A 25962-nucleotide genomic window follows, 5' to 3' on the forward strand; every position below is an offset into this window, starting at 1 on the left:
CATGCCAGTTTATGACCTTTCGGTAGTGTCGCGCATGGCTCAGCGACTGGCTGAAGCATAATCCAGCGCCAGGTACACCAGGGGACAGCGCCTCCGCGCCCCATCGGCGCCTTCGTCCCCATGTCAGAAAAGCCCACTGGTGAAGCTACTGGAAGGCCAAACCCACTCAGGGGGAGGAGAAAAGTATGCTGCTGAAATGGAAGCTACCGCAAATCGTCAATGGTAAGGACGACGATTCTCTGGACGCGGTCGTGAGGTTTATAAAAGAGACAAACAAACGGGAAAAAGAATGAGCTCACCGGAAGAACTGTTAACCGCCTGCGCCACCAGGCAGGAAGAAAGGCAGCGCCTCATCTCGCGGGCAAATGATGCCCTGTCGCTCTGGGATAACTGGCTGCACCCGTTCACCTTCGGGGCAGAAACCGGGGACGATCCCGCATATGATGATAATTTTCAGCTGATGCGTGAGGAGATCAACAAGCTTTCAGGTACCGATTCAGCGTTATTGTGTGAGCTGGCCCAGAAGTGTCTTTGCGAATGCGCCAAAGACATTCGTGTCGTGACCTGGTACGTGCAGGCCCGACTCAGCCGCGACGGTGAAAAAGGGTTGTCCGAAGGCTTACTGCTGCTTGTCGCGATGCTGGCCCGCTACGGGCAGGCATGCCATCCCCGGCGTCCCGTAGCCCGAAAAGCTGCGCTGGAGTGGCTGAACAGTGCAAAAGTGATTGATGCACTGCTGTTATGGCCCGAGGTGGACAGCAATGATGCCGGTCTGACGGCTGGCGTCATCAGCCTGCTTGAATCCACAGTGGCTGACTGGCCGGAAGCCGAGAAACCGTCTTTTGCAGGCCTTTGTACCGCTCTTGAAAACCGTCTGGCACGTTCGGGTGGCATGGAAGCGCTGGTCCCCCAGAACAGCAGTACGCATGAGCACGGGCGTGAACCTGCCCATTCTGATTCTCCGCAGCTGTCAGCCGTGAAATCTGGCCGCGATTTACTCGACCAGGCAAAGTTACTTTCCCGCTGGCTGAGCGAGCAGCCGCAGGGCTGGCTGGCTTCTCATCGACTGATAAAGACCGTGCGGTGGGATACGGTCGATCAGATCCCTCCGCTGGACAGTAGCGGGCGCACCCGCCTGGTACCGCCTAAACCCGAGTATCGAGCTCAGTTGAAGCGCCTTTACCTTCAGAAAAACTGGGTCGAGCTGGTTGAGCAGGCCAGCCAGATGTATTGCGAAGGCGTGAATCATTTCTGGCTCGATCTCCAGTGGTATCTCTGGCAGGGGCTCAGCCATGCGGGTCAGCCCTGGGATACCTGGTCAGACTCTGTCCTCTTCGATCTGCGGTTGCTGCTTAAACGCCTCCCGGGCCTTGAAGGGCTGGCATGGAATGACGGCACTCCCTTTGCCGACGAAGTCACTACTGCCTGGATTGCTGAAAAAGTGAATGAAGAGGGCCTGTTGTACGGCGATGAATCCGCTAACGTCGTTAATGGTCAGGCGGACGATGTGCTGCTTCTTGAGTCCGAAGCCATGGAAAAGGGAGACACTGAAGGGCCTGAAGCAGCGCTTGCCTGGCTCCAGTCCCGACCGGGGATGGATACCCCGCGCCATCGCTGGCTGATACGCCTGCTCATGGCCCGGGTGGCAGAGCAGTATGGCCGAAACGATATGGCGCTTCACCTGCTTGGTGAACTCACGACCCGTGCGCCACTGCTGACGCTGGAAGACTGGGAGCCCGCTCTGTTATTTGAAGTCCAGGCCCGACGCCTGAAGCTGCTACGCATGAAAGCCGGTCGCAGCGAATCTGATAAAGCCCGTCTGATGCCTGAGATGGATACGCTATTGGCAGGTCTGATCGCCATTGACCCGGCCCGTGCCATGGTACTTTGCCAGTAATATTGAATGGATACAAATAAGGAATATTATGCGTTTTCGCTTTATTGCCCTGGCTTTATGCCTTCTTTCTGGTAGCAACGTTGCAGTATCTGCGGGATTTGATTGTTCCCTTGTAAATTTATCACAGACAGAAAAAACGATATGTAGCAATGAATATTTATCAGGGCTTGACAGTGCTCTAAACAATTTTTTCAAAAAGACCTATGACAGTTCTTTAAGCCATGGAAGCCTGTCTGAGCGTCAAAATGAATGGCTAAAAGAGAGAAACAATTGCAAGAGTGATGTAACCTGTATTACCAACAGCTATTTAATACGCAATAGAAATCTGTCAGGAAGCAACACCCTCCAGAATGTCAATGATATTTTTAATCGCGATGGCGACAAACTGGACGAAGCATTAGATGCCCCAATTAAGACCAAATCCGGATTTACAATAACTGACTCTCCATGGCATGTAAAAGAAATATTTTCTTCTGAAAGCTTCGAGGGTGGAATTAATCTTGAGAGCAAGAATGTATCGTCAATACTAACATACCAGATAATTAAGAATGATTTATACATTTACATTTCTGTTAGCGGGCGGTACCAGGATAAAGACACTACACTGCTCGTAGAGCTTAAGGACGATACTTACCCTCGCATCATTCAACAATATGACGGTAATATAAATTTAATATCCCGTGCCAGAGATGCACAAGGAAACGCTTTAGCCTATTTTTCTATTGGCGATGATACTCATAAAGACTATCATTATTTATTTATATCTCCGAGTGGCGAAAAAGGCATTTCTGATATATCCCCAGAGCAAGCTGATTCCTTAACAAAAAAAACCACACCATGGGCTGGGTATTGTGGCAGCTCAGAGTGCAATGCTTCATTGATATCACCTGATGGCAAATGGCGACTTACTTCAAGTGATGGTAACGTTAAAGATCCAGATGAAGGTATGTACGTATTTCCGGCCAATCGTCCGGACCTGGGTTTGAATGTTTTTGCAGACAAAGCGGATAACTCTATCACTGACGATATATTTGGATATACACGGCAATATGTCTGGGGAGATGACAGCAATTCATTTTATTTTGATAATAGCGGCGCTTTAGGTTGCATCTGGAAAACCGATATTGGCAATAAAACAACAAAGCGGATTATTCCCGTAGAAGGTATTTTAGATCCATTTTATATAAAGTATGACGGAGAGGACCTGATTCTTTCTGTTTATGCATATTCTTATCAAGATGATTTTAAGTCAGAAATATACATAGCAAAAGAACCTAATTAAATAAAATCAATCTATCGGGATTTATAATTTATATGGATGATTTAACCCTGCGCTATTACGAAGCAGAGATGCGCTACCTGCGAGAAGCCGGTAAAGAGTTTGCCCGGGTTCATCCGGATCGTGCTGCGATGCTTAATCTGGATAAACCCGGCGCCCGCGATCCTTATGTGGAACGCCTGTTCGAAGGCTTTGCTTTCCTGATGGGCCGTCTGCGTGAAAAGCTTGATGACGACCTGCCAGAGCTGACCGAAGGTCTGGTGAGCCTGCTGTGGCCACACTATATGCGGACCATCCCGTCGCTGGCCATCGTCGAGTTCTCGCCTGACTGGCGTAGTCTGCGTCAGGCCGAAATGCTGGCTGAAGGCTTCTCCGTTCTGTCTCGTCCTGTCGGGCCGCACAAAACCGCCTGTCAGTACCGGACGACTCGCGATGTGCCGCTACAACCGCTGCACCTTGCAGATGCCCGCCTCCATACTGAAACCAATGGCCGCTCTGCTATCCGTCTGCGCTTCGAATGCCCTGAAAAAGTGGACTGGAGTAAAGCCGGGATCGACAAGGTCGCCATCTTCCTCAATGCAGAAAGTCCAGTTAGCTATGCGCTGCATCTGGCAATGACCCGTCGTGTTCACGCCATGTATGCCCGTCACGCCGGGACCTACATCGAACGCCATCAGTTCGATGGCTGGTGCAAACCCATGGGCTTTGATGACAATGATGGACTGTGGAAGAAAGCCGATACCGCCTTTAGCGGTTACCAGCTGCTGCTGGAGTATTTCAGCTTCCGTCCGAAGTTTATGTTTGTTGAGTTACGTGGACTCGACAGCATCGGGCTTTCTGCCACAAGCACCTGGTTTGAAATCGACATTGTGCTCAGTGAAGCCTGGTCATCCGATCTGCCTTTTGAGACAGAAAACTTCCGTCTGCACTGTGCACCGGTCATTAATCTCTTCACTCTGGAAGCCGACCCGCTGACCCTGGATCCGCTCGATAATGAATATCTGCTCAGGCCGCTGCGTCTTCAGGATGGTCACACCGAGATTTACAGCGTCGATAACATCCACGGCGCGGTGAAGAATGGCAAACACCCCTATGTACCGTTCACCAGTTTCCGCCACCGGGGCGGTATGATGCGCCACGATGCCCCTGAGCGTTACTTCCATACCCGCGTGAAACGCGGCCCCTCTGGTCTGTATGACACATGGTTAATTCTCGGGGGCCGCTCGTTCGAGCTGGAGCAGTTGTCTGATAAACCAGAATCCCTTTCGATGCGAATAACCGGGACCAACGGGCAGCTTCCGCGTAAGGCACTGGAAAGCACACTACTAGACAGGGCCGTGAAAGCAGGCAAAGTGCCCGTCAGGGTACTGAACCTCTCGGCCCCCACCATGCCACTGTATCCACCGGCAAACGACCGTTTCCACTGGCGGGTGATGAGTCACCTCGGATCAAACTTCCTCAGCATGATGAATAACCCTGAAGTCCTGCGGGGGACGCTGGCGCTCTATGACTGGACCGACGATGAAATGAACCGCCGTCGGCTTGAAGCAATCGTCTCCGTGAAGCACACCCTGATCCGCCGTTTTGAGAAGGGCTTTATGCTCCGGGGCGTGGACATTGAGGTCACGCTGAATATGGATAATTTTGCAGGCGAGGGTGATGTGAATCTCTTCGGGGAGATGCTGCACCGGTTCTTCGCGCTCTATGCCGATATTCACCTCTTTAATCAGCTCACGCTGGTGCTGCAACCGACAGGGAAACGACTGAGATGGCGCGAGAATCACAGCCAGCACGTACCGGGCTGACGCTGGCCCTGGCCCTTAACAAAGATATCTGGCGGGCCAATTTCTATCGTTTCTGCCAACTGCTGGAGCAGGAAAATCCGGACGCCCCGAAACTGGGTACCACCAGCCATCCGGGCGACGATCCGGTGCGTTTCAGGCCCTGGCCTGGTATGGGTTTTCCGGTCAGTACCCTGAAAGCGGTGGAGAACGACGAAGACCAACCGACATTGCCACCGACCGTCCGCACCACATTCCTCGGCATGTATGGCGTGGATTCGCCTCTGCCGACGACCTACCTGGACGACATTGCGCAGCGCCGTGAAGGACACGAGGCGATCACCTCATTTCTGGATATTTTCAGCCACCGGATCACCACACAATATTACCGGATCTGGCGAAAATACGCCTATCCGGCGACCTTCGAGGCAGGTGGCCGCGATGCCATATCACAGTGTCTGCTGGGGCTGGTCGGCCTTGGTATACCGGGCACGGCTGAGCAGGTGGCAACGCCGGTTTCACGCTTCCTGGCCCTGTTGGGCACCATGCGATTACCCACCCGCAATGCTGAAGGCATCCGGGCCCTGGTGAGCCTGCTGGCACCGAATACCCGGACAATTATCACCGAACCCGATCCGGTTAAGGTGCATATCGATAACCGTAGCGGGCTGGGTATCGGGAGCCAGATCCGTCTTTCGCAGCGAGCCACGCTGGGTAAAACCGCAAAAGAAGCATGCAGCCGGGTCCTGGTGTCACTGGAGACAGCGGATCCTGACGAGGCGGAAGGCTGGTTACCTGGTGGTGTCCTTCATACCGATTTGATGGTCCTGCTGCGTGTCTACCTCGGCTACCGCAGTGACGCCCGAGTGCGCCTCACCGTGCCTGTGCGATTGCTCCCTGAGCCTCGTCTGGGCAAGGGCAGGCGTATACAGCTGGGCAGAACCGGTTTACTGGGTCTGAAGGAAGGCAAACTCAATACGCCACGGGAAAGTCTGACCATCAACCTGGGTTGCTATGAAGGGCTTCACTATTCGGTACTGCAACCCGCAGAAGACGGACGTTACCGCTTCGACTAATCACGTATTCCCTCTCTCAATAAAGGAACTTTTGAATGGCAACAGTAACCCGCTGGTGGGCGCTGACGCTTATTGCCTGTGGTCTACTCGCAGGCTGCGGTCTGACGCAGACCGTCACGGACGGTACGGTCAGCATCACGAAATCCATCTTCTATAAGAAAATTAAAACGGTGCATCTGGATTTTACCCCACGCACGGCCATTAACGCCGATGCCGCACAGACGCCGCTGGCAACAATGGTGCGGGTTTATCTCCTCAGGGATCGGAAAGCGGTTGATGCCGCCGATTACCAGACGCTGCTGCGCAATGCCGATACGGTACTTAAGGACGATGTACTGGCATCAAAAGAGCTGCTGGTGATGCCCAACGGCAGCGTTTCTCTGAATATGCCCATGGATGAAGACGCACAGTTCGTGGCGGTGGTGGGGCTGTTTAACCGACCGGATCAGAAGGACAACCGCTGGCGTCTGGTACTGACCCGTGACGACCTCGATCCGGACAAGCCCCGGACCATCGAGCTGGGTGATGGCTGGCTCAGCCTCGTGCCGGTAAAGGAGTGACATAATGGATAACTGGCTGGCGCTTTTTGACGGGCAGACTCGCTATTTTCTGGATATCAACGACAGCCAGGTAAAACCGGATGTTCTGCGATTTCGGGGCAGGGAAGCACTGAGCGAACCGTTCAAATGGGATATTGAGTTCACGACCCAACAGGCGAATATCCCCCCTGAACAGGTCCTGATGAAATATGCCTCTTTCCGGATGCGGAGCGGTAAAAATGTCCACGGCATTATCACCCGCCTGGAATGGCTTTCCACTTCAAAGGATCATTCCCACTACCGTCTTACGCTCAGTTCCCGCCTGGCGCTCCTGGGATACACCCGGCAATGTGCGGTATATCAGAACCAGTCCGTTCCTGAGGTGGTTGAGCAGGTGCTGCGCAAACACGGGCTGGAGGGACCTGATTTTGAGTTCAGACTGGAGCGCACGTACCCGCCGCGTGAAATTATCACCCAGTGGCGGGAAACGGACCTTGAGTTTATCCGGCGCATTCTGTCTGAAGTGGGGATTTACTGGCGTACGGTGATGGACGACGTGCGCGGTCTGGATACGTACATACTGGCCGACAGCCAGCTCAACTACCAGTTTGATGTGCGCCTGCCCTACAGCGAGCCATCGGGTTTGTTTGACGGTGCGGAAGAGTCGGTCTGGGATGTACGAACCTGGCACACCCTTGCCACCGGCACGGTCGCCACGCGGGATTATAACTACCGGACAGCCTCCACACCGATGGATGCGACGGTCAGCGCGCGTAACGACGCGGTCACCACCGGAGAGCATTACCGCTACGCAGCGTCTTATCGTGACGCAGGTGATGACACCAGCCCGGAGCCGGAGACCGAATCCGGCGCGTTCTGGGCCCGGCTCCATCATGAGCGGGAGCTGAACAGAACGGCCCGCATTCACCTGTTCAGCAACGCTGCCCACCTTGCACCGGGACAGGTGCTTGAGCCGCAGGGCGATGTCATAACTGCCCTGAAAGAGGGCGTTATCCTCACCCTGGTGACCTACCGGGGAGCCCGTGATTCCCGTCTGCATGTGTCGGTGTGGGGAATGCCTTACACCGAGCGTTACTGCTTCCGTCCTGTAGAAGTCCCGCGTCCGGTCATCCCGGGTACGCTTCCGGCCCGGATTGAGAGCCGGGAGAAAAATGATATCTACGCGCACCTGGATGCGCAGGGGCGCTACCGGGTGAAGCTGGACTTCGACCAGGAGGGGACGGAACCCGGATACGGTTACCTGTGGCTGCGGATGGCGAAACCTTATGCTGGTGAAACGCTGGGCTGGCATGCGCCGCTCACCGACGGGACCGAAGTGGCCATTGCCTACAGCAACGGCGATATTGACCTGCCGTACATCGCGTATGCACTACACGACTCGGAACACCCGGACCTCGTGAACCGGGATAATCACACCCGAAATATCCTCAGAACACCCGCTAACTCAAAATTGCGGATGGAGGACAAACGTGGCGAGGAGCATATCAAGCTCGCCACGGAATACGGCAAGACGCAGCTCAACAGCGGGCACCTGGTGGACAATCAGGGCAAATCCCGCGGCACCGGTAGCGAACTGCGCACTGATGAATACGGGGTTATCCGCGCCGGAAAGGGACTGTTCATCAGTGCAGATGCACAGGCGAAAGCGCAGGGCGAAGCCCTGGACATGGATGCCGCGCTGAAGGAAATAGACAGGCTTAATCAGCAACTGCAACAGCTGGAAATAGCCGCCGAAAATGCACAGGCCCTGAAAGCGGATGTCGACAGCCAGATACAGATATTTGAGCAGCGGCTGAAACCGCTCAATGAAGCTGTGCATTTTACAGCCCCGGAAGGCATGGCCCTGACCAGTGGTGAAGATATGCAACTGGCCGCAGCACGAAACGTGGTCGTCAACGCCGGGGGCGATATCAGCGTCGGAACTATGGGCAATCTAACCACGCTGGCCGGAGAAAAACTGGGGCTATTTGCCCGGACCGGACAACTGAGCGTCAAATCCGGAGAAGGGCCAATAGATATCCAGGCGCAAAACGCCAGCCTGCGGTTGTTTGCTGAGAAGAAGCTGACGCTGAGCTCGGCGAGTGACATTTCATTCGCTGGGAAAAAACGTATCACGCTGATCGGCGGCGGAAGCTATCTGCGACTCGAGGCCGGGAAGGTCGAGTATGGTACGACGGCGTCTTATTTGCGGAAGGTGAAGCGGACGATGTTTGCTGGTGCAACCAATCTACCAATTGAGTCATTGAAGCAGATGGTAATGATCACTCAGTATTACGACAGAAAGTTAAATTTCTCTTCAAATGTCAATTATCGTGTTGAAACAATGGAGGGAGAGGAAATACTTTCAGGCTCTGGCACAGATGGATATATCGACAAGAAAGACAGTGAGTCTGAGTATTGGGTATTTTTAAGCTGAGTAATAATTCAATGAAAAAAATAAATATTGAAGTCGATGGCACCCCCTATTTTATTGTTACAAAAAATGAAAAAACGGAATTAGGAATAAAAGGTAATACCACGCCTGAAAAAGATGAAGAAGCCCATAAAATTGAAGTGCCAAACATTTTGATAATCACAAGAAAAAACGCTGATGTTTTGTTCGTTTTGAGAGGGGGTGAAAAGGATTCTTTTAAAATCATGACAGCTCAAGAGTTGTATGATAAATTCCAGTATCAATGGTTTGAACCATTGGCAGATAACTATCGGAAATTGTTGTATGTTAACGAAGCTGATTACGCAAAAGAAGCTTACAAAATATTCACTTGGGATGATATTGCAGAATTTTCAGTTATCGATAGAACGCCTTTGGCTTTTCGTCCAAAAGGTGAGGGCGACTGGAAAAATAATAGTGTGGGTGGTGCCAGCTATCTCCTCGTAATGATAAATAAAATCCCATACTGGACTGATGCCGTTGGGCAAATACCTTTCGCCATAGATACATATAGAATGGAAAAAAATATACCATCAACTGTTGAAACCGGTATGATATGGGGAACTGGTAAACGTACTGATGTTGCCGATAGAACTAATACGTATGATAATTTCTTTGTACTCCGAGGGGCGTTATATGCAAGCCAAAGATTTACATATAGCATTAAATCTGGTGGTAGCACTTACCCTGCTGTGAATGTTGTCGAGCAAGATAATGGAGCGTCAACTGATGCATTAGGTAACTCTATAACCTCAGAAGAGTATGATAACTATGCGGCATGGAATAAATAAAAACATTAATTCATTTAATAGTAAACTACTGATCGGCTTGTTAGCATGTATGATCTATAGAATCATCACCATTTCGATTTCTTTACTTTACGCCCAGTTTTTTATTCCACATAAAACCCACATATCAACAAACCTATATGGTTTTTATGTATATTTAATTCTTGTGTTTTGCATATTTATATCAGCAGTTGTTCCCAAGCAAGCAATAGGTATCATCGTAGCAATAAGTTCAACTCTGCTATTGGGGATTGAAATCTTTGAAGCTGATTTTCCATATAGGGCCTTATTGTTTATTTTCTCTTCTTCTTTGTCTTATCTATTTGTTTTCTCATTAAATGGTCAATTGAGAAAAGTACCTTCTGAGTCGCACACATCCAAAACAGCAAGGCGACTTAAATATATTCTGTTAATTGTTTATCCAGCATACCTCTTCTTTGAAGTGGAAATGTTCAGGAATGTTTCATTATTCATTGCCTGCGTTATATTTCTGGCCTTTTCTATATCTTGGTTGAATAGAAATTTACAATAAAGGCATAAGCAATATATAAATTCTCACCGGCAATTTTACAGGTAATCTTCTTCTTGAGCTTACAAATGAGGAAGATCCCAGAGTACAGTTAACATTTATGAGTGTCTCAATATATGGGGAATGGCTCCAACGCTTTTCCAAATAGTCGATATCTGCAAGGCAAGAAGTCAACAAAATGTTAGCGCTTTTTGACGGACAGACCCGTTACTTTCTGGATATCAACGACAGCCTGGTAAAACCGGATGTTCTGCGATTTCGGGGCAGGGAAGTACTGAGCGAACCGTTCAAATGGGATATTGAGTTCACGACCCAACAGGCGAATATCCCCCCTGAACAGGTCCTGATGAAATATGCCTCTTTCCGGGTGCGGAGCGGTAAAAATGTCCACGGCATTATTACCCGCCTGGAATGGCTTTCCACCTCAAAGGATCAGTCCCACTACCGTCTTACGCTCAGTTCCCGCCTGGCGCTCCTGGGATACACCCGGCAGTGTGCGGTATATCAGAACCAGTCCGTTCCTGAGGTGGTGGAGCAAGTGCTGCGCAAACACGGGCTGGAGGGACCTGATTTCGAGTTCAGACTGGAGCGCACGTACCCGCCGCGTGAAATTATCACCCAGTGGCGGGAAACGGACCTTGAGTTTATCCGGCGCATTCTGTCTGAAGTGGGGATTTACTGGCGTACGGTGATGGACGACGTGCGCGGTCTGGATACGTACATACTGGCCGACAGCCAGCTCAACTACCAGTTTGATGTGCGCCTGCCCTGCAGCGAGCCGTCGGGTCTGTTTGACGGTGCGGCAGAGTCGGTCTGGGATGTACGAACCTGGCACATCCTTGCCACCGGCACGGTAGCAACGCGGGATTACAACTACCGGACAGCCTCCACACTGATGGATGCGACGGTCAGCGTGCGTAGCGACGCGGTCACCACCGGAAAGCATTACCGCTACTCAGCGCCTTATCGTGACGCAGGTGATGACACCAACCCGGAGCCGGAGACCGAATCCATTACATTTCTAGCAACATCTATAAAACCAAAGCACTCTTCAGTAATCTTTGGTCTGGTTATTATCTTTATGTTTTATTCTTGGTATGGAACAAATCCACTTCGAGTAATATTGATGTTTTGTTCCTCATTATCCGGTTGTTCAATAATTATTTTTGCAAAAAAATCCTTAAAAGAAACATAAGGTAATTCACATCCCTTAGAACCTAAATCTCTATCATTTAAAATAATTTGCTATATTATGAATCAAAAAACGCCCTCTTTATATGAAATTCTTACCGGCAACTTTACAGGGGATCTTCCCCTTGAAGATGTAAACGAAGAAGACCAGGTCATTTTATCTGTACTGGATAACATCCAGCGTATTTTGAACGCCCGAGCCGGGACCATATCCCATTTACCAGATTATGGTTTGCCGGACATGACCAAAATTCTGCAAGGCATGCCGGGTACAGCCCACGAGCTGATCGATACGCTGGCCGGTGTCCTGCTCAAGTATGAACCCCGTTTGCAGTCCCTCAATGTAACTTTACTTGAACAGCACGTGCCAGGAGAGTTGCGTTATGCCATTGATGCTGAGCTTAAGGGCATTGGCCTCGTACGTTACGGCACCGAGTTTATGCCCGAAGGACGCGTGATGCTGAGGCACCTGAAGCAACAGCAGTATCTCGATACCGCAATTCGTGTGTAAGGCCAGACAGCTTTCATCAGTTCCAACACACGGTAAGAGTCAGGCCGATATTGCAGATTTTTGCCAGCGAATGCGCAGCTTCAGGAGCAAATGGACGCGTGGCTGGAGGGTACCGGATTGAACGAGGGGACGCTGAATACATCCGTTACGGATCTGCTGGTGGAGTACGGGGCTCTTGAGATTACCGATATCTTTCTGTGTGTAGATGACCAGTCTGTGAAATTTACACCAGTATTTTTGTACGGCCAGGGCGTGACCGGATGCGTGGAAGTGACCCTTCATGCAGAAGGCTGCGTGATCTCTCTGGGGCGCCTGTTCATACGGGCAGGTCATTTCAGTGACTGGACCTTTAATCCCCCGGGGATGTTGCTGCGCACAGTACAACCTTTTGATCAAAGTACTTCTTTTTGTCTGATTTTAGCGCTTCTTTCATAGCTGTTAACCTGGCAGTACCAGCAGACTTGTGGTGAAGCTGCATAAACAGGAAGTACAGCACCGCAACCTTCATTTGGATATTCAGCCATGAATGACATCAATCCACGAAAAATCAAAACCGGTGGCGATCCGCGCACGCTAGCGGATTATGCCACCCTGCGTGATGAACTGAGTAAACTGACACATCCGGCCCGTCCGGATGTGAACTGGCATTATGTCGAAAAACTCTGCCTTTCACTGTTTGAGCAAAACGGTGTGGAGTTACAGACGGCGGCCTGGTACACGCTGGCACGGACGCAACTGGCCGGCTTATTCGGCCTCAATGAAGGCCTGGCGATACTGGATGCGCTGATAAGCCATCAATGGGGGACACTGTGGCCGCAGCCGGTACATGCCCGCATGGAAATCCTCAGCAGTCTGAACCAGCGTCTTCAGCAGCGGATGCGCTCGCTCCCGCTCAATTACAGCGACCTCAGACAACTGTATCGGGCTGAGCAACTGCTTGGCAGTCTGGGGGAGGTGCTTCAACGTCTTGAGCTTAAGCATCTGAGCCAGCTCGATACGTTGCGTTCCCTGATGCACAACAGTGCTGTCCGGCTGGAAAACAGCAACGATACAACCGGTACCGGGTCGAATATTCAGTCTGGTATTGTCCTGCCTGCCACCGTAAAGAATGGTGCAGTCATATCAACAGGCTCTCATACCGGTAGTCTCTCTGAAGAGACCCCAGCGCCAGACAGCCCAGTGAAATGGGTATTCGTTGCACAGCCAGAACACCACGCAAATGTGGAAGTACTGACGGCAATGCCCACTCAGGTAAAAAAGTGGAAATCCTTCGCTGCCGGAATGTGTACCATGCTGATAATAAGTACGGGCGCAGTGTGGAGCTGGCAATTTCTTCACCGACCAGACCCGCTACAGACTCAGCTTGCTGCCTCACTGGCTCCGTTACCTGCACCTCTCGCGCCTGAAAAACTGGATATGTTGCGTCAGCAATCTCCGTCATCACAAACAATGATAGAACAAACACAGCAGCAGCTTGCCCGACTGGATAAATTGCCTCCTGACTGGAGTATTACTTACAGCCGAAAACTTACAGAACAGGCTCAGGTGCTGTGGCCGGAGCAAGCAAAACCCCTGATACAACAGTGGCAGCAACACCTTAATGCTGCCGCATTACCGGTAGAACAGCTCAATGGTTGGTATAAGGGGATGTCATCGCTACAAAAATTGAGTGACCGGCTGAACGGGCTTGATGAGCAGAAAGGCAAATACATGACGGTCAGTGAACTGAAGTCCGTTGTATTTTCCGTCCGGCAGTCTTTTAACCAGTCCATACCGGCTGAAGAGCAACTGCGTATCTTGTCAGAAAATCCTCCTGGTGTACCTTTACCTGCAGCTGCGAGGTCGCAGCTGGAGATGCATCTGAAACAACTGGCAGCCCGATATGCTGAAATAAAACGGAATGCATCAGAGTAAATCCATCGTTAAGATACTTTAAAACTCGTCATTATGACGGGAAGCTTCACGGATATTTCCCCGTTTTAAGATGATGAAGCGTCAGGCCAGTTATGCTGCCATGAGGGATCGTTTTATCGTCCGTTCCGCTGTTTTTGAGGTGATATCGGTGATAATGGACATGCTTTTTCTCCGAAGCCCGGTATGCCGTTTGTTTTGACTATCCGTGGATCCCGCCAAATCCGAAAACCCTGCGATAGCAATATCGCAGGGTTTTTTCGTTCTACAACCCAATCACCAGTTCCCCTGTATGGCTTCGCGAGCAGCACAGCGCCACCTGCTGGTCTGCCGCGCTTTTCTCCGCCTCCGACTGCACGCTATCCCGGTGATCCACTACGCCATCGATAACTGGCGTCAGACAGGCGCCGCAAATCCCCATTTCACAGGAGAGCGGTACCGCCACGCCGTTTTCCAGCAGCACCTGCGCGATAGTTTTGTCCGCCGGCACTGGCCAGCGCTCGCCGGTTGATGCCAGCTTGACTGTAAAAATCTCGCCCGTTTCATTACAGTCGGCGGGCATAACGGGCTGGAATGCTTCGCTGTGAAGATTGCTCTCCGCCCAGCCTCTCGTGAGGGCGACCTGATACACTTTCTCCATAAAGCCTGCCGGCCCGCAGACCCAGGCGTGGAAACCGGGCGCTGGCGTGGGCATGTGCTCTGCCAGCGCAGTGCGCGGGCTGATGGTATGGATGACACACTCGCCGTGTTTAAATTGCATGAGTTCACGTGCAAACGCCGCGTTGCCATGCTCTTTAACGTAATAGTGCAGCGTAAATGGGGTACCGGAAGCCTCCAACTGCCGGGCCATCGCATACAAGGGCGTTATGCCTATCCCTGCCGCCAGCAGCAAGAAGCGTTCAGCCTCGTGCAGCGCAAACAGATTGCGCGGTGAGGAGATAAGCAGTTTCTGCCCCGGACGTAGCGTCTCGTGAACATAGCGTGACCCTCCGCGCGAGGCGGTTTCACGTCCTACGCAAATAAGATAGCACTCGCTGTCGCTTGCCCCGGTCAGCGAATACTGGCGAACCAGCCCGCAGGGCAGATGCACGTCAATGTGCGCCCCGGGCTGCCAGCCAGGCAGGGCTTCACCGCATTCTGACACCAGCCTGATGGCGAGACTCTTATCCCCCTCACGCCAGAGACCGTCGACAATAACGCTCAACATTTCGCTCATCACGTTCCTCCGTCACACCAGGAAAAACTCGCCGAAGCCCATCTTTTTCAGCCCCCGGCGGTAGGCAATCGAGCTTTTATCCGCAGGGATGTGGGCTTCCAGAGTCAGATCCAGCGGCAGGCTTTCCGGGCGCTGCGTCTCAACCATCAGGCGGTCTTCTTCAAAAATACGCAAATTGAAGGCGTGCACTTCCTCTACCGGAATATGCAGGTCAAAGTTGCGCGCAATAGGGGCGAACATGCGGGTTACCCGTGAAGAGACGGGTGAGGCGGCGTTCATGATCACCAGCCTGGCTTCCCCCGGAAAATGGATCGTCAGCGTGGCGGTAAACGGTAAATGCATTTCAAAATGACGCAGCCACTGGAAGCCTTCCGGGGCCTGGACATCGGAGCTGGCGGGGTAATTGCTCACCGAGCTCCAGTAATCGGCAACAAAGCCAAACGGCGTCTCCTGGGGCTGATAATGGGGAACCAGCGGATTATTGGGGTCAGCAAAGGTGTCAGTGTGGATCCAGGCAAAATGCGCCACGTCCAGAAAGCCTTCCACCTGACGGCCGGCGAAGCCATTCACTTCAAACGCCGGGCAGTTGATCTGCTGAAATCCGTCGTTATCCCAGTGCGGCATGGTGGGCAGCGGCATTGGGTTATCGGGATCAAACGCCAGGCAGGTCCAGATCAACCCAAAGCGCTCCTCCACGGCATAGTTAATCAGGTTAAGCTTCGCGGGAACCGGCTGGTCAGGGCTGGACGGAATGCGGTTGCAGCGTCCATCTTCACCAAAGCGTAAGCCATGATAAGGGCAGATTATCCCGTGTTCATCGTGAAAGCCCAGCGTCAGCGGTACGCCGCGGTGCGGGCAAACGTCCCGGGCGACCACAACCTGGTCTTTGACGCGGTAGATAACCAGTTGTTCGTCGAGCAGGGTGGCTTTGACCGGTGCCGCGCCGATGTCGCAGGCGCGAGCAACCGGATGCCAGCATTTTGCCAGACGCAGCCAGTCCTCTGGCTCAAACGTACAATGGGCGGGTGGAGTCGGTTGTATTTTCATGGTTGTCCCTCTCGCGTTCAGCCTAAAGGCCCGGCCTGAATGGTGTCGCACAGACCGTTAATGATGCGCTCTCCGGTCTCCTCTTTGAGCTCCTGGTACCAGGCCCGGGTCAATGCCATGTCTTTGCCATGCGTGATATCACAGCGTTTACGGGCCTTAAGCACCAGGTCGCGGACCCGGTCACAGCGCAGCGCTTCGTACTGCCGCAACGCCAGTGCGATGTTGTGGTTCTCGCGCAGGCAGTCACCCAGCACCACGGCGTCCTCCATCGCCGCGCATCCGCCCTGGCCGATATCCGGCGTGGTGCTGTGCGCGGCATCGCCAAGAAGCGCCACGTTGCCGCGCACCAGGGTGTCGAACGGTTCAATGTCGTGGATTTCGATACGGTTGGTGGTCCCGGGATCCAGCGCGGCGATGAGCTTCTGTACCGGTGCCGCCCAGCCGCGGAAGTAGCCCGTGAGATCGGCGCGAAGAGTGGTGCGATCTTCCGCCAGCCCGAGGGGGAGCGGAACATCAAAAAAGAAATAGAAGCGTCCGCCGGCGACGGGCATCAGCGAAACGCGCTTGCCCTCGCCGACGAAGGTGGTCCACTGGTGCGCAGGGGCAATCTCTTCATCAATCTTCACCAGCCCGTTCCAGTTGACGTAACCGGCGTAGCGGCGCTCGGGCGTATAGCCCAGCACGTACGGGCGAACCGCGGAGTGACTGCCATCGGCGGCAATCAGGAAATCCCCCGTCGCGGTAGTACCGTCGGTGAAGGTGACGGTGACGCCAGCCGCGTCCTCACGGACGCTTTCAACGCGTTTGCCGAACTGAACGTTCTCGTGCCCCCAGAAGTTCAGCATTTCGCGCTGCAGTTCCGTGCGCGACACGGGGCAAGGGCGACCGCCCGTGCGCTCGACCAGCGGGGCAAGGCTAAAGCGGGTGAGGGTATCGCCGCGCCGGTGATCCTTATAGGCCATAAAGCGCATAGGGCCGCCGTAGGTCTCGATGATGTCGCCCATCCCGAGGTGCTGCATGCATTTCACCCCATTGGGCCAGATGGAGATGGCCGCACCGACGGGCTTCATCTCTTTCACGGCCTCAAACACGGTACAGTCGATTCCCGCCTTCTTCAGCGCTACAGCGGCGCTCAGGCCGCCAATGCCCGCGCCAATAACGATTGCTCTCATCCTTCTCTCCTTTTGCAGGGTGTAAAAAGGGAAGAGCAATTTGCGTACCAGGCTGCAGAGTGGCGAGAAGCGCGTTGTATGGGGTGGTTTTGCACTGCTAAGGTGCGCAAACGCGGTGAGAATGCCTTTTTATGAATCAATAATTTCCTGTTGTGCGATCCGGAATCGACTGTTTCATGGGGGATGGCAAGAGTGGCGTAGTTTGTGCAAAGCGAGAAAACGACGATATGACGGGAGTGAGTATGATTGCATTGCAAACTTTTAATCAACTGAGCCACGAAGAGGCGCTCGCGCATTTGCAGCCCTGCGTGGCGTTGCCCGACTGGGCCGATGCGCTGGTGCAGGGGCGGCCCTATTCACACCGCAAAGCACTGTTCGACGCCGCCCGGACATTGGCACAAACCTGGGATGAAACGGCGCTTACGCAGGCCCTGAATGCGCACCCGCGAATTGGTGAGAAACCGACGGGAGCCCGGGCGGAGGCGGTGCTTTCGCGCCAGGAGCAGGGTGCCGTCGACAACCGCGACAGGCAGCTGGCACAGGCACTGCAGGAAGGGAACGCTCGCTACGAGGCCCGTTTTGGACGCGTGTTTTTGATCCGCGCGAAAGGCCGTAGCGGTGAGGAGATTTTACGCGCCCTCAACGCCCGGCTGGAAAACAGCGATGCGCAGGAGGTACAGGCCGCACTGGAACAGCTGCGGGAAATTACGCTGCTTCGGCTGGAAGGAGTCATTGACGAATGAGTACGTTAAGCACACATATTCTTGATATTTCGACGGGAAAACCTGCGCAGGGCGTAAGGGTTTATCTTGAGCAGGACGGCGTCGTATTGGCCACTGCTTTCACTAACGCCCAGGGGCGCATCACCGCGTTTATCCCTTTCCTGCCTGCAGGACGTTACCGGCTGGTGGCCGAGATAGGGGCTTGGTTCACCGAAACCGGCCGCGACACGCTTTACCCCTGCGCACAGATCGATTTTGTGACGGGAGAAACGGCAGACGAGCACTTCCACCTGCCGTTTGTGATTGCGCCGGGCGGGTGGTCAACCTACCGCGGCAGTTGACCACACCTGCACACCGTTGACCCAGGTCTCGCTAATATTGCGCTCGTCGCCCAGGGTCATCAGCACAAACAGCTGCTCATAAATGTCCTGACAGCGCCGGTTACGCAGGCGCTGTAGCGGCGTAACGGCCGGGTCGATGACGATAAAATCGGCCTCTTTGCCGGGGGCGAAATTGCCAATCTTATCGTCCAGCCTCAGGGCGTGAGCGCCTCCCAGCGTGGCGTGATAAAACGCTTCGCTGGCGCGCAGGCGGTAGCTCTGCAGCTGACCCACCTTGTACGCCTCCCCGAGGGTGCGCAGCATGCTGAAGGTGGTTCCGGCACCCACATCGGTGCCAATGCCCATACGCACCTGGTGTTGCCAGCAGGCGGGTAAGCGGAACAGTCCGCTGCCAAGAAACAGGTTCGAGGTGGGGCAAAACGCCACTGCCGAGCCGGTATCGTGCAGACAGCGCCATTCACTCTCATGGAGGTGGATCCCATGGGCAAACACGCTGCGTTCGCCGGTCAGCCCGTAATGATGATACACATCCAGATAACGTTCATGTTCCGGCCACAGATCGCTTACCCAGGCCACTTCATTTGGGTTTTCGCTCAGATGGGTCTGCATCCACGTGTCGGGAAACTCCTCTCTGAGCAGGCTGACCGCGGCCAGCAGTTCCGGTGAGGAGGTCGGGGCAAAGCGTGGCGTAATGGCGTAGCCCAACCGTCCACGGTGGTGCCAGCGCTGGATCAACTCGCGCGTCTGCCGGTAGCTCTCTTTCGCGGTTTCACTCAGGTAGTCAGGCGTGTGGCGGTCCATCATCACCTTGCCGGCGATAAGGCGCATGTTAAGGCGCAGGGCCTCGGTGAACAGCGCCTCGACCGATTCAGGATGCAGCGTACAAAACACCAGCGCGGTGGTGGTGCCGTGGCTGACCAGTTGGTTGATGAAAAACGCCGCGATCTCTTTCGCATAGGCCTCATCGGCAAACTGGCTTTCTACCGGGAACGTGTATGTGGTCAGCCACTCCAGCAGTTGCTCACCAAAAGCGCCAATCATCTCCGTCTGCGGGTAATGGACGTGGGTATCGACAAAACCCGGGAGCAGCAGTTTGCCACGCAGGTCGGTGTACCCTTTATAGGGATCAAGATACTGCTCGCCCTCCTGCCAGGCCATCTGCGCCAGAATTTTGCCGTTATGGATGAACAGCAGCCCGTCTTCAAGGTAGCGCGCCTGTTGGGCGATAATGTCTGCACTGTCGCAGACCCGGGCAATATCAAAAAATGCACCGCGGATCGCAGTCTGGTAGTCCATCATGATTCCTGCCTTAGTGTTTGCGTAGCGGGGTGATGAGACTGAGCAAAAACGGTGCCAGAATGAAAAAGGCCGCAGAGGAACTGCGGCCCGGAGGAAGGGTTACTCTTTTTGCGTCGCCACGCGGGGGCTGAACGACGAGGCGTCTGCCGCTTCACGCTCTTCCCGCGCCAGCCAGCGGTAGGTGACCCCGCCCAGGAAGACGCCGATAAACCAGCTAAAGTTTGCCACTTCATGCAGGGAGGGAATAAAGCTTATCACCAGCCCAACGGCAACGGATGGCACCAGCGCGCCGATGGCTTTCGGGTTGAAACCGTTGCGATACCAGTATTTGCCTTTTGGCGTGTCATCAAACAGATCGTCTACGGAGACCTTGCCGCGCTTAATCAGGTAAAAATCGGCAATCAGAATCCCGAACAGCGGGCCAATAAACGCCCCGAGCACGTCCAGAGTGTAGTGGATAAGCTCCGGCGAGTTAAACAGGTTCCACGGGGTTAACAGGATAGAGCCGACGGCGGCGATCATCCCCCCGGTGCGGAAGCTGATTTTTTGCGGTGAACAGTTAGAGAAATCAAACGCCGGGGAGACGAAGTTCGCCACGATGTTGATCCCGATGGTGGCGGTGATCATGGTCAGCAAGCCAATGGCCACCGCCAGATCGTTGCCCACACGGCTGACGGTTTCAATCGGGTCAGTGATCATGCGGCCAAACAGCGATTGCGTACCCGACACAATCACCACGGTAACGATGGAGAACAACAGAAAGTTAAACGGCAGGCCCCAGCGGTTACCGCGGCGGATCTCCCCCATGCTTTTACCGTAGCGGGAGAAGTCACCAAAATTGAGCAGCGGGCCGGAGAAGTAAGAGACCACCAGCGCCGTGGCGGTGATCATCTGCCAGGTCTGCTCACCGGCGCTCAGGGATTTGCTGGCAAGGGTAAAGGAGATGCCGTCAAAACCGGTCTTGTATACAATCCATCCCGCCAGCGCCAGCATCACCACGTAGACCGCCGGACCGGCGATATCAATAAAGCGCTTAATGGCGCTCATGCCGTGCCAGAAGACCATCGCCTGCAGCACCCACATGATAGCGAAACAGATCCAGCCAAGATGCGACAGGCCCAGGAACGAACCGGTGGTGAGCGTCGCGAGTGAAGGCCAGAACTTAAGCGCCACCAGCATCAGCGCGTTGGCGGCCAGGTAGGTCTGAATACCGTACCACGCGAAAGCAATCAGCCCGCGGATCACCGCCGGAATATTGGCCCCGAAAACGCCAAATGCCTGACGGCAAATCACCGCGTAGGGTACGCCTGCCATCTGACTCGGTTTCGCCACCAGGTTGGCGCACAACTGCACAATGCAAATCCCTATCAGCAGGCAGAGCAAGACCTGCCAGCTTGCCAGCCCGAGCGTAAAGAAGCTCGCGGCAACAACATAACCCCCCATGCTGTGGACGTCCGACATCCAGAAAGAAAAGATGTTGTACCAGCTCCAGTTCTGGTCACGCGTCGGTGCCAGATCCTCATTGCAAAGCCGTGGGCTGTAAACCGCACCGGAATCAGCGGCCGTACCGTGCTGCGCGTTTTGTCTGTTTGGCATGAAACCTGCTCCTGTGAATGAAAACCCGTTAAGTGGGAGTGCAGACGGTGTTGCAGGATCCAGGCCAAAATAATAAATCTTGTATGCAATATTTTATTTTTATGTATACGATTCGATAACGAAAAGTAAAAATCGGAGTGGTGAATGAACAACATAAACAGCCTGCAGACCGCGCCAGACCTGCATGACAAAGATGAATCTATCTTTCAGGCGCTGATGACCGCGATAGTCGAACATCAGTTGCTCCCGGGAAGTAAATTGCCTGAAGAGGCGCTGGCTGAGGTCTTCGGCGTGAGCCGCACCGGTATTCGCAAGGTGCTGCAACGACTCGCCGCTGTGCAAATGGTCACCTTAACGCCCAAACGTGGTGCACACGTGGCCAGCCCGACGGTAGAAGAAGCGCAGCAGATCTTCCGCACGCGCGCGCTGCTTGAGGTGGCTAACCTGCCGGACGTGCTGGCCCACTGTCAGCCGCCGCATCTGGCTGCACTGGAAGGGATTATTCGCCAGGAGCAGCAGGCGCACGAAGCGTATGACGGCCCCGCCGCAATCCGCCACTCCGCCAATTTCCATATTCAGCTTCAGGCCATTTCAGGCAATCAGGTGCTGACAGAGATGGTGACCGGACTGAGCCAGCGGTCGTCGCTGGTGATCGCAGCCTGGGGCGCGCCGTGGCGTCAGGGCTGCCGCTGCAATGACCACGAGCAACTGGTGGAACTCTTGCGCCAGAAGGCGCTCCAGCCCCTGAGTGAGGCCTTAATGCACCATTTTGAACATATTGTCGCCAGTCTCTGTTTCGAACGGGCCGGTGAGTGCCTGCCTGATTTTGCCCGGCTGTTCGCCAGCCACAAGGAGTCGTAATGTCGTCTGTTTGTATACAAGTGATTAACCCCAACACCAGCCTCGCGATGACGGAAACCATCGGCGCCGCAGCCCGCGCGGTAGCAGCACCGGGAACGGAGATCCTCGCCGTCTGCCCGAGCGCAGGTGTGCCCTCGATAGAAGGTCATTTTGATGAGGCCATCGCCGCCGTGGGCGTTCTCGAACAGATAAAACGCGGACGGCAACAGGGCGTGGATGGACATGTGATTGCCTGCTTTGGTGACCCCGGCCTGCTGGCGGCGCGCGAGCTGGCGCAGGGGCCGGTCATCGGTATCGCAGAAGCTGCGATGCATATGGCCACGCTGGTGGCAACGCGCTTTTCCGTTGTGACCACGCTGCCGCGCACGCGGATTATCGCCCGTCATCTGTTGCACCAGTATGGTTTCCAGGACCACTGTGCAGCCCTGCATGCCATCGATCTGCCGGTGCTGGCACTGGAAGACGGTAGCGGCCTGGCTCAGGAGAAGGTGCGCGCGCGCTGCATCCAGGCGCTGAAAGAAGATGGCTGCGGCGCGATTGTGCTCGGCTGCGGTGGAATGGCGACGCTGGCGCAGGAGCTGACGCGTGAGCTGCACGTGCCGGTGATCGACGGCGTCAGTGCGGCGGTAAAAATGGTCGAGTCGCTGGTGGCGCTGGGGCTGTCAACCAGCAAGCACGGGGACCTGGCTTTCCCGGAGAAAAAAGCGTTGAGCGGACACTTTCAGGCACTGAATCCATTTTAATTGAGGGGGTGATAATGGCGCTTTTTAACGAGGATTATCCGCGGGACTTACGCGGCTATGCAGGCAAGCCGCCGCACGCGCAGTGGCCGAACCAGGCGCGCATCGCCGTGCAGTTTGTACTCAATTATGAAGAAGGGGCGGAAAACCACGTGCTGCACGGTGATGCCGGCTCAGAACAATTCCTCTCGGACATCATCGGTGCGGCCAGTTATCCGGACAGACACATGTCGATGGACTCCCTCTATGAATACGGCAGCCGTGCCGGGTTCTGGCGGATCCATAACGAATTCTGCAAGCGTGGCCTGCCGCTGACGGTCTTTGGCGTGGCAATGGCGCTGGCGCGACATCCCGATATCGTCGACGCCATCAAAGCAGCTGATTACGACGTGGTTAGCCACGGCTGGCGCTGGATCCACTATCAAAGTATGGATATCAACCAGGAACGCGAGCACCTGCACAAGGCGGTGCATGTCCTGACTGACCTGTTTGGCAAACCGCCTGCCGGCTGGTACACCGGGCGTGACAGCCCAAACACCCGCCAGCTGGTAGTGGAGCATGGGGGCTTTGACTATGACAGCGACTACTATGGCGATGATTTACCGTTCTGGACGCAAGTGGCGTGCAGCGACGGCACGCGCAAACCCCACCTGATTGTGCCGTATACGCTGGATGCCAACGACATGCGCTTCGCGACCGCTCAGGGGTTCAACACCGCCGAGCAGTTTTATACCTACCTGAAAGACAGCTTTGACGTGCTGTACGAAGAAGGGGAACGTGCGCCGAAGATGATGTCCATCGGCATGCATTGCCGTCTGCTGGGGCGTCCGGGGCGTTTTCGTGCTCTGCAGCGGTTCCTTGATTACCTTGCGCAGCACGATCGGGTATGGGTCTGTACCCGCCAGCAGATAGCCGATCACTGGCGTGAGGTGCACCCGTTTCAACAATAACGATCCAGCAGTGCGCCGGGCGGGCGGTGACGCCTGTCCCGGCCTGCTGCTTATCTGATGGGAAAAGCGCCACCGGGCAGGGTTATAAACATTACGCCATCACGCTGACCTGCGCCGCCACAATTCGCCAGCCGTACGGGAAGCGTACCCATGTCTGCTGCTGGCGGCCAATCCGCTCCGTTCCTTCGCGGGTGAATTCGGTGCTACACACGGCGTAATCCTCTCCGAAGGTGGTGATTACCGTATGGCGCAATGTCCTTTGCAGACCCGCGGATGGGCGCGCCGCCCGAAAGGCGCGGATTTCCTCAATGCCGTACAGGTTTTCGCCCGCACCGAGACGCACCGTGTTTTTGTCGTGCCAGAACAGCTCATCCAGCACCGGAATGTTGTTGCTTACCAGCGCATCTTCATAGCGGTAAAAGGCTGCGGTCACTTCTGCAACGACCCACGGAAGGTTAATGTCATCGTGATTTATCATGGTGCCATCTCCGCCGGCCGGGCATCGGTTATTCCGCTTGCTTCCAGCACCCGCGCCACGCGCAGGCAGGCTTGCTCGTTAAACGGTGCGGCGATCAACTGCAGGCCAACAGGTGCGCCCTGAGCGGTGCGCAGCGGGACGGTGGTAACGGGTAAACCTAAAAACGAAATCGGCTGCGTCAGCATGCCCATGCTGGCGCGAACCGGTAACGGCTGGCCGTTGATCTCCATAATCTCTTCGCCAATTTGCGTTGCACTGCGCGGCGTGGCCGGGGCGATCAGCACGTCGGCCTGCGCAAACAACGCTTTAAACGCCTGTCGGGCCTGCGTGCGAAAACGCTGGGCCTGAATATACCAGGCTGAAGGGATCATCGCGCCGGCCAGCAGTCGCTCGCGGGAGTGCGGTTCAAAACGCCCGGGCTCGCGGCGAAGCGCGGGCAGGTACTGATTTCCGCCTTCCGAGGCGCTGATGATAAACGCCGCGGAGCGGGCCAGTTCGGCATCGGGGAATTGCAGCGTTTCCTGCACGTCGAGGGCTTTTGCCACCCGCGCCACGGCGTCTCGCATGTCGCTGTCGCACCAGGTACTGAAATAGCCGCCGAGCACCGCGCAGCGCAAACCATCCAGACCGCGGTCGAGCAGGGGCCGGGTCTGCTCCCGGGAGCTCTCCGCCTGAAATCCGTCGCTGGTATCCCGACCCTGCAGTGCATCGTACACCGACGCCAGATCGCTCACGCGACGGGCAAACGGCCCGATGTGATCCAGACTGGCGACAAACGGATGGCTGCCGGCGCGTGACAGACGACCAAAAGTGGGCTTAAGACCGTATATTCCGCACAGGGAGGCCGGTACGCGAATCGACCCGTTGGTGTCGGTGCCGAGCGAAAAATGAACCAGTCCGGCAGCGACCGCGGCGGCAGAGCCGCCGGACGATCCTCCGGCAATGCGCGTCACATCGTGCGGGTTACGCGTTGCGCCGTAGTAACTGTTTTCCGTCGTAAAGCCGTAGGCGTAGGCATCCATGTTGACCATCCCCGACAATAAGCCGCCGGCACTGCGCAGCTGGCGTACCGCAAAGCTGTCAGCGGTGGCGGGGGGGCGCTGGCTGAACAGCTCTGCACCGGCAAGGGTCGTATGCCCGGCGACGTCGAACAGGTTTTTCACCGCGTAGGGAATACCTGCCAGCGGCGGCAGAGGGCGTTTCTCCCGACGCAGGGTGTCGATATTCTCGGCTTCGGCCAGCATGCGTTCTTCCGTGACGGTGGTCCAGGCGTTGATATGGGGATTGATGCGCGTAATGGCTTCCAGGGTCTGGCGGGCGATGTCATGGGCGCTCAGGTCGCCTGCACTCAGCGCCTGCTGGATCTCACTGATACTCATCTCGTGTAGCGTCATGCTTTGTATACTCCTGCGATCTCCAGACGGTCATCAAGCGGCAGCGCCATCAGCGGGGCGGCCATCGCCGCGATACGGCAGAACTGCACATGGAGTTCTGCCCGGCGGGCGTCATCCAGCTCAACGCCCAGCACGGACTCCATTTGCGCCAGATAGGCATGCCAGTCAGGTTGTGTGGTATTCATCAGTCTC

At 54.9% G+C, this 25962-nt stretch carries 21 protein-coding genes and 3 pseudogenes; 16 read left to right on the top strand and 8 right to left on the bottom strand.

The genetic code is table 11. The features are described from left to right. Positions 1-289 precede the first annotated feature (289 nt). The 11 genes and pseudogenes from tssA to HV242_RS07850 all read left to right on the top strand — a co-directional run bounded on the left by tssA (position 290) and on the right by HV242_RS07850 (position 13957). On the top strand, positions 290-1897 hold the full coding sequence (gene tssA, locus HV242_RS07800; RefSeq protein ID WP_050736600.1) for a type VI secretion system protein TssA: 1608 nt from the start codon (positions 290-292) through the stop codon (positions 1895-1897). 28 nt (positions 1898-1925) lie between these two features. Beyond that, complete coding sequence (locus HV242_RS24215) at positions 1926-3179, top strand: lysozyme inhibitor LprI family protein (protein ID WP_237760679.1); 1254 nt, start codon at positions 1926-1928, stop codon at positions 3177-3179. Between the two features lie 32 nt (positions 3180-3211). After that, positions 3212-4981 (top strand): type VI secretion system baseplate subunit TssF, encoded by a 1770-nt coding sequence (gene tssF / locus HV242_RS07810; RefSeq protein ID WP_050736601.1) that lies wholly within the window; start codon positions 3212-3214, stop codon positions 4979-4981. Continuing rightward, positions 4945-6033, top strand: coding sequence for a type VI secretion system baseplate subunit TssG (tssG, locus tag HV242_RS07815; RefSeq protein ID WP_050736602.1), 1089 nt, complete (start codon positions 4945-4947; stop codon positions 6031-6033). Before tssF ends, tssG begins: the two co-directional genes overlap by 37 nt. A gap of 35 nt (positions 6034-6068) precedes the next feature. After that, positions 6069-6593, top strand: coding sequence for a type VI secretion system lipoprotein TssJ (tssJ, locus tag HV242_RS07820; protein ID WP_050736603.1), 525 nt, complete (start codon positions 6069-6071; stop codon positions 6591-6593). Positions 6594-6597: 4 nt separating this feature from the next. After that, complete coding sequence (locus HV242_RS07825; protein ID WP_249417857.1) at positions 6598-9009, top strand: type VI secretion system Vgr family protein; 2412 nt, start codon at positions 6598-6600, stop codon at positions 9007-9009. 11 nt (positions 9010-9020) lie between these two features. Continuing rightward, positions 9021-9815, top strand: a complete 795-nt coding sequence (locus HV242_RS07830; protein WP_050736605.1) for a hypothetical protein — start codon at positions 9021-9023, stop codon at positions 9813-9815. A 704-nt stretch (positions 9816-10519) separates the two neighbouring features. Then, positions 10520-11368 (top strand): annotated as a pseudogene (locus HV242_RS07835) (type VI secretion system Vgr family protein); the annotation flags it as partial. Positions 11369-11593: 225 nt separating this feature from the next. After that, positions 11594-12043, top strand: coding sequence for a type VI secretion system baseplate subunit TssE (gene tssE, locus HV242_RS07840; protein WP_050736606.1), 450 nt, complete (start codon positions 11594-11596; stop codon positions 12041-12043). A 90-nt stretch (positions 12044-12133) separates the two neighbouring features. Beyond that, positions 12134-12478: a hypothetical protein gene (locus HV242_RS07845; RefSeq protein ID WP_104440251.1), complete on the top strand. Its 345-nt coding sequence runs from the start codon at positions 12134-12136 to the stop codon at positions 12476-12478. 87 nt (positions 12479-12565) lie between these two features. Then, positions 12566-13957, top strand: a complete 1392-nt coding sequence (locus HV242_RS07850; RefSeq protein WP_044868150.1) for a VasL domain-containing protein — start codon at positions 12566-12568, stop codon at positions 13955-13957. Positions 13958-14219: 262 nt separating this feature from the next. Here the strand turns inward: HV242_RS07850 and HV242_RS07855 are convergent, their stop codons facing one another. From HV242_RS07855 to hpxO, 3 genes are read right to left on the bottom strand one after another with little or no spacing between them, the layout of a single operon-like run. Then, the gene (locus HV242_RS07855; RefSeq protein ID WP_050736607.1) at positions 14220-15170 is read right to left on the bottom strand and encodes a PDR/VanB family oxidoreductase; all 951 of its coding nucleotides are present in this window, start codon (positions 15168-15170) and stop codon (positions 14220-14222) included. A 12-nt stretch (positions 15171-15182) separates the two neighbouring features. Beyond that, the gene (hpxD, locus tag HV242_RS07860; protein ID WP_032677828.1) at positions 15183-16217 is read right to left on the bottom strand and encodes a molybdenum cofactor-independent xanthine hydroxylase subunit HpxD; all 1035 of its coding nucleotides are present in this window, start codon (positions 16215-16217) and stop codon (positions 15183-15185) included. 17 nt (positions 16218-16234) lie between these two features. Continuing rightward, entirely contained in the window at positions 16235-17389 is a 1155-nt protein-coding gene (gene hpxO / locus HV242_RS07865) for an FAD-dependent urate hydroxylase HpxO (RefSeq protein ID WP_050736608.1), read from the bottom strand. Between the two features lie 242 nt (positions 17390-17631). Between hpxO and uraD the strand changes: the two genes are divergently transcribed. Next, complete coding sequence (gene uraD, locus HV242_RS07870) at positions 17632-18132, top strand: 2-oxo-4-hydroxy-4-carboxy-5-ureidoimidazoline decarboxylase (RefSeq protein WP_050736609.1); 501 nt, start codon at positions 17632-17634, stop codon at positions 18130-18132. Continuing rightward, positions 18129-18452: a hydroxyisourate hydrolase gene (uraH, locus tag HV242_RS07875; protein ID WP_014169459.1), complete on the top strand. Its 324-nt coding sequence runs from the start codon at positions 18129-18131 to the stop codon at positions 18450-18452. The genes uraD and uraH overlap by 4 nt, the downstream gene beginning before the upstream one ends. On the opposite strand, the gene guaD is transcribed toward uraH, so the two are convergent. Both guaD and HV242_RS07885 read right to left on the bottom strand, forming a co-directional pair. Further along, positions 18432-19751, bottom strand: a complete 1320-nt coding sequence (guaD, locus tag HV242_RS07880; protein ID WP_063858510.1) for a guanine deaminase — start codon at positions 19749-19751, stop codon at positions 18432-18434. The genes uraH and guaD overlap by 21 nt on opposite strands. A 99-nt stretch (positions 19752-19850) precedes the next feature. Then, positions 19851-21347 carry an NCS1 family nucleobase:cation symporter-1 gene (locus HV242_RS07885; protein ID WP_014169461.1) on the bottom strand — a complete coding sequence of 499 codons (1497 nt, stop codon included), beginning with the start codon at positions 21345-21347 and terminating at the stop codon, positions 19851-19853. Positions 21348-21491: 144 nt separating this feature from the next. On the opposite strand from HV242_RS07885, the gene HV242_RS07890 reads away from it, so the two are divergent. The 3 genes and pseudogenes from HV242_RS07890 to puuE form a co-directional block, all read left to right on the top strand. Continuing rightward, positions 21492-22208 (top strand): GntR family transcriptional regulator, encoded by a 717-nt coding sequence (locus HV242_RS07890; RefSeq protein ID WP_020884746.1) that lies wholly within the window; start codon positions 21492-21494, stop codon positions 22206-22208. Continuing rightward, positions 22208-23081 (top strand): annotated as a pseudogene (gene hpxA / locus HV242_RS07895) (allantoin racemase). The gene HV242_RS07890 and the pseudogene hpxA overlap by 1 nt, the downstream one beginning before the upstream one ends. Next, positions 22981-23898: pseudogene (puuE, locus tag HV242_RS07900) on the top strand (allantoinase PuuE); the annotation flags it as partial. The pseudogenes hpxA and puuE, both read left to right, overlap by 101 nt. Before the next feature lie 91 nt (positions 23899-23989). Here the strand turns inward: puuE and hpxZ are convergent. Genes hpxZ through hpxX form a run of 3 tightly spaced genes read right to left on the bottom strand, consistent with a single transcriptional unit; the run spans position 23990 to position 25955 of the window. Then, the gene (gene hpxZ, locus HV242_RS07905) at positions 23990-24376 is read right to left on the bottom strand and encodes an oxalurate catabolism protein HpxZ (protein ID WP_032677834.1); all 387 of its coding nucleotides are present in this window, start codon (positions 24374-24376) and stop codon (positions 23990-23992) included. Continuing rightward, entirely contained in the window at positions 24373-25770 is a 1398-nt protein-coding gene (locus HV242_RS07910; RefSeq protein ID WP_050736610.1) for an AtzE family amidohydrolase, read from the bottom strand. The genes hpxZ and HV242_RS07910 overlap by 4 nt, the downstream gene beginning before the upstream one ends. Continuing rightward, positions 25767-25955 (bottom strand): oxalurate catabolism protein HpxX, encoded by a 189-nt coding sequence (gene hpxX / locus HV242_RS07915; RefSeq protein WP_025204497.1) that lies wholly within the window; start codon positions 25953-25955, stop codon positions 25767-25769. Before hpxX ends, HV242_RS07910 begins: the two co-directional genes overlap by 4 nt. Between the last annotated feature and the right edge of the window lie 7 nt (positions 25956-25962).

This window comes from Enterobacter sp. RHBSTW-00593 (assembly GCF_013784105.1).
Taxonomy (GTDB): Bacteria; Pseudomonadota; Gammaproteobacteria; order Enterobacterales; family Enterobacteriaceae; genus Enterobacter; species Enterobacter ludwigii.

What these genes read in the sequence shown, in the direction of transcription:
- HV242_RS07850 (WP_044868150.1), top strand. Translation starts at nt 12,566, where the DNA reads ATGAATGACATCAATCCACGAAAAATCAAAACCGGTGGCGATCCGCGC.
- hpxX (WP_025204497.1), bottom strand. Translation starts at nt 25,955, where the DNA reads ATGAATACCACACAACCTGACTGGCATGCCTATCTGGCGCAAATGGAG.
- hpxZ (WP_032677834.1), bottom strand. Translation starts at nt 24,376, where the DNA reads ATGATAAATCACGATGACATTAACCTTCCGTGGGTCGTTGCAGAAGTG.
- tssE (WP_050736606.1), top strand. Translation starts at nt 11,594, where the DNA reads ATGAATCAAAAAACGCCCTCTTTATATGAAATTCTTACCGGCAACTTT.
- HV242_RS07910 (WP_050736610.1), bottom strand. Translation starts at nt 25,770, where the DNA reads ATGACGCTACACGAGATGAGTATCAGTGAGATCCAGCAGGCGCTGAGT.
- HV242_RS07885 (WP_014169461.1), bottom strand. Translation starts at nt 21,347, where the DNA reads ATGCCAAACAGACAAAACGCGCAGCACGGTACGGCCGCTGATTCCGGT.
- tssA (WP_050736600.1), top strand. Translation starts at nt 290, where the DNA reads ATGAGCTCACCGGAAGAACTGTTAACCGCCTGCGCCACCAGGCAGGAA.
- HV242_RS24215 (WP_237760679.1), top strand. Translation starts at nt 1,926, where the DNA reads ATGCGTTTTCGCTTTATTGCCCTGGCTTTATGCCTTCTTTCTGGTAGC.
- tssJ (WP_050736603.1), top strand. Translation starts at nt 6,069, where the DNA reads ATGGCAACAGTAACCCGCTGGTGGGCGCTGACGCTTATTGCCTGTGGT.
- HV242_RS07845 (WP_104440251.1), top strand. Translation starts at nt 12,134, where the DNA reads ATGGACGCGTGGCTGGAGGGTACCGGATTGAACGAGGGGACGCTGAAT.
- tssF (WP_050736601.1), top strand. Translation starts at nt 3,212, where the DNA reads ATGGATGATTTAACCCTGCGCTATTACGAAGCAGAGATGCGCTACCTG.
- hpxD (WP_032677828.1), bottom strand. Translation starts at nt 16,217, where the DNA reads ATGAAAATACAACCGACTCCACCCGCCCATTGTACGTTTGAGCCAGAG.
- HV242_RS07830 (WP_050736605.1), top strand. Translation starts at nt 9,021, where the DNA reads ATGAAAAAAATAAATATTGAAGTCGATGGCACCCCCTATTTTATTGTT.
- tssG (WP_050736602.1), top strand. Translation starts at nt 4,945, where the DNA reads ATGGCGCGAGAATCACAGCCAGCACGTACCGGGCTGACGCTGGCCCTG.
- HV242_RS07825 (WP_249417857.1), top strand. Translation starts at nt 6,598, where the DNA reads ATGGATAACTGGCTGGCGCTTTTTGACGGGCAGACTCGCTATTTTCTG.
- guaD (WP_063858510.1), bottom strand. Translation starts at nt 19,751, where the DNA reads ATGATGGACTACCAGACTGCGATCCGCGGTGCATTTTTTGATATTGCC.
- uraH (WP_014169459.1), top strand. Translation starts at nt 18,129, where the DNA reads ATGAGTACGTTAAGCACACATATTCTTGATATTTCGACGGGAAAACCT.
- hpxO (WP_050736608.1), bottom strand. Translation starts at nt 17,389, where the DNA reads ATGAGAGCAATCGTTATTGGCGCGGGCATTGGCGGCCTGAGCGCCGCT.
- HV242_RS07855 (WP_050736607.1), bottom strand. Translation starts at nt 15,170, where the DNA reads ATGAGCGAAATGTTGAGCGTTATTGTCGACGGTCTCTGGCGTGAGGGG.
- uraD (WP_050736609.1), top strand. Translation starts at nt 17,632, where the DNA reads ATGATTGCATTGCAAACTTTTAATCAACTGAGCCACGAAGAGGCGCTC.
- HV242_RS07890 (WP_020884746.1), top strand. Translation starts at nt 21,492, where the DNA reads ATGAACAACATAAACAGCCTGCAGACCGCGCCAGACCTGCATGACAAA.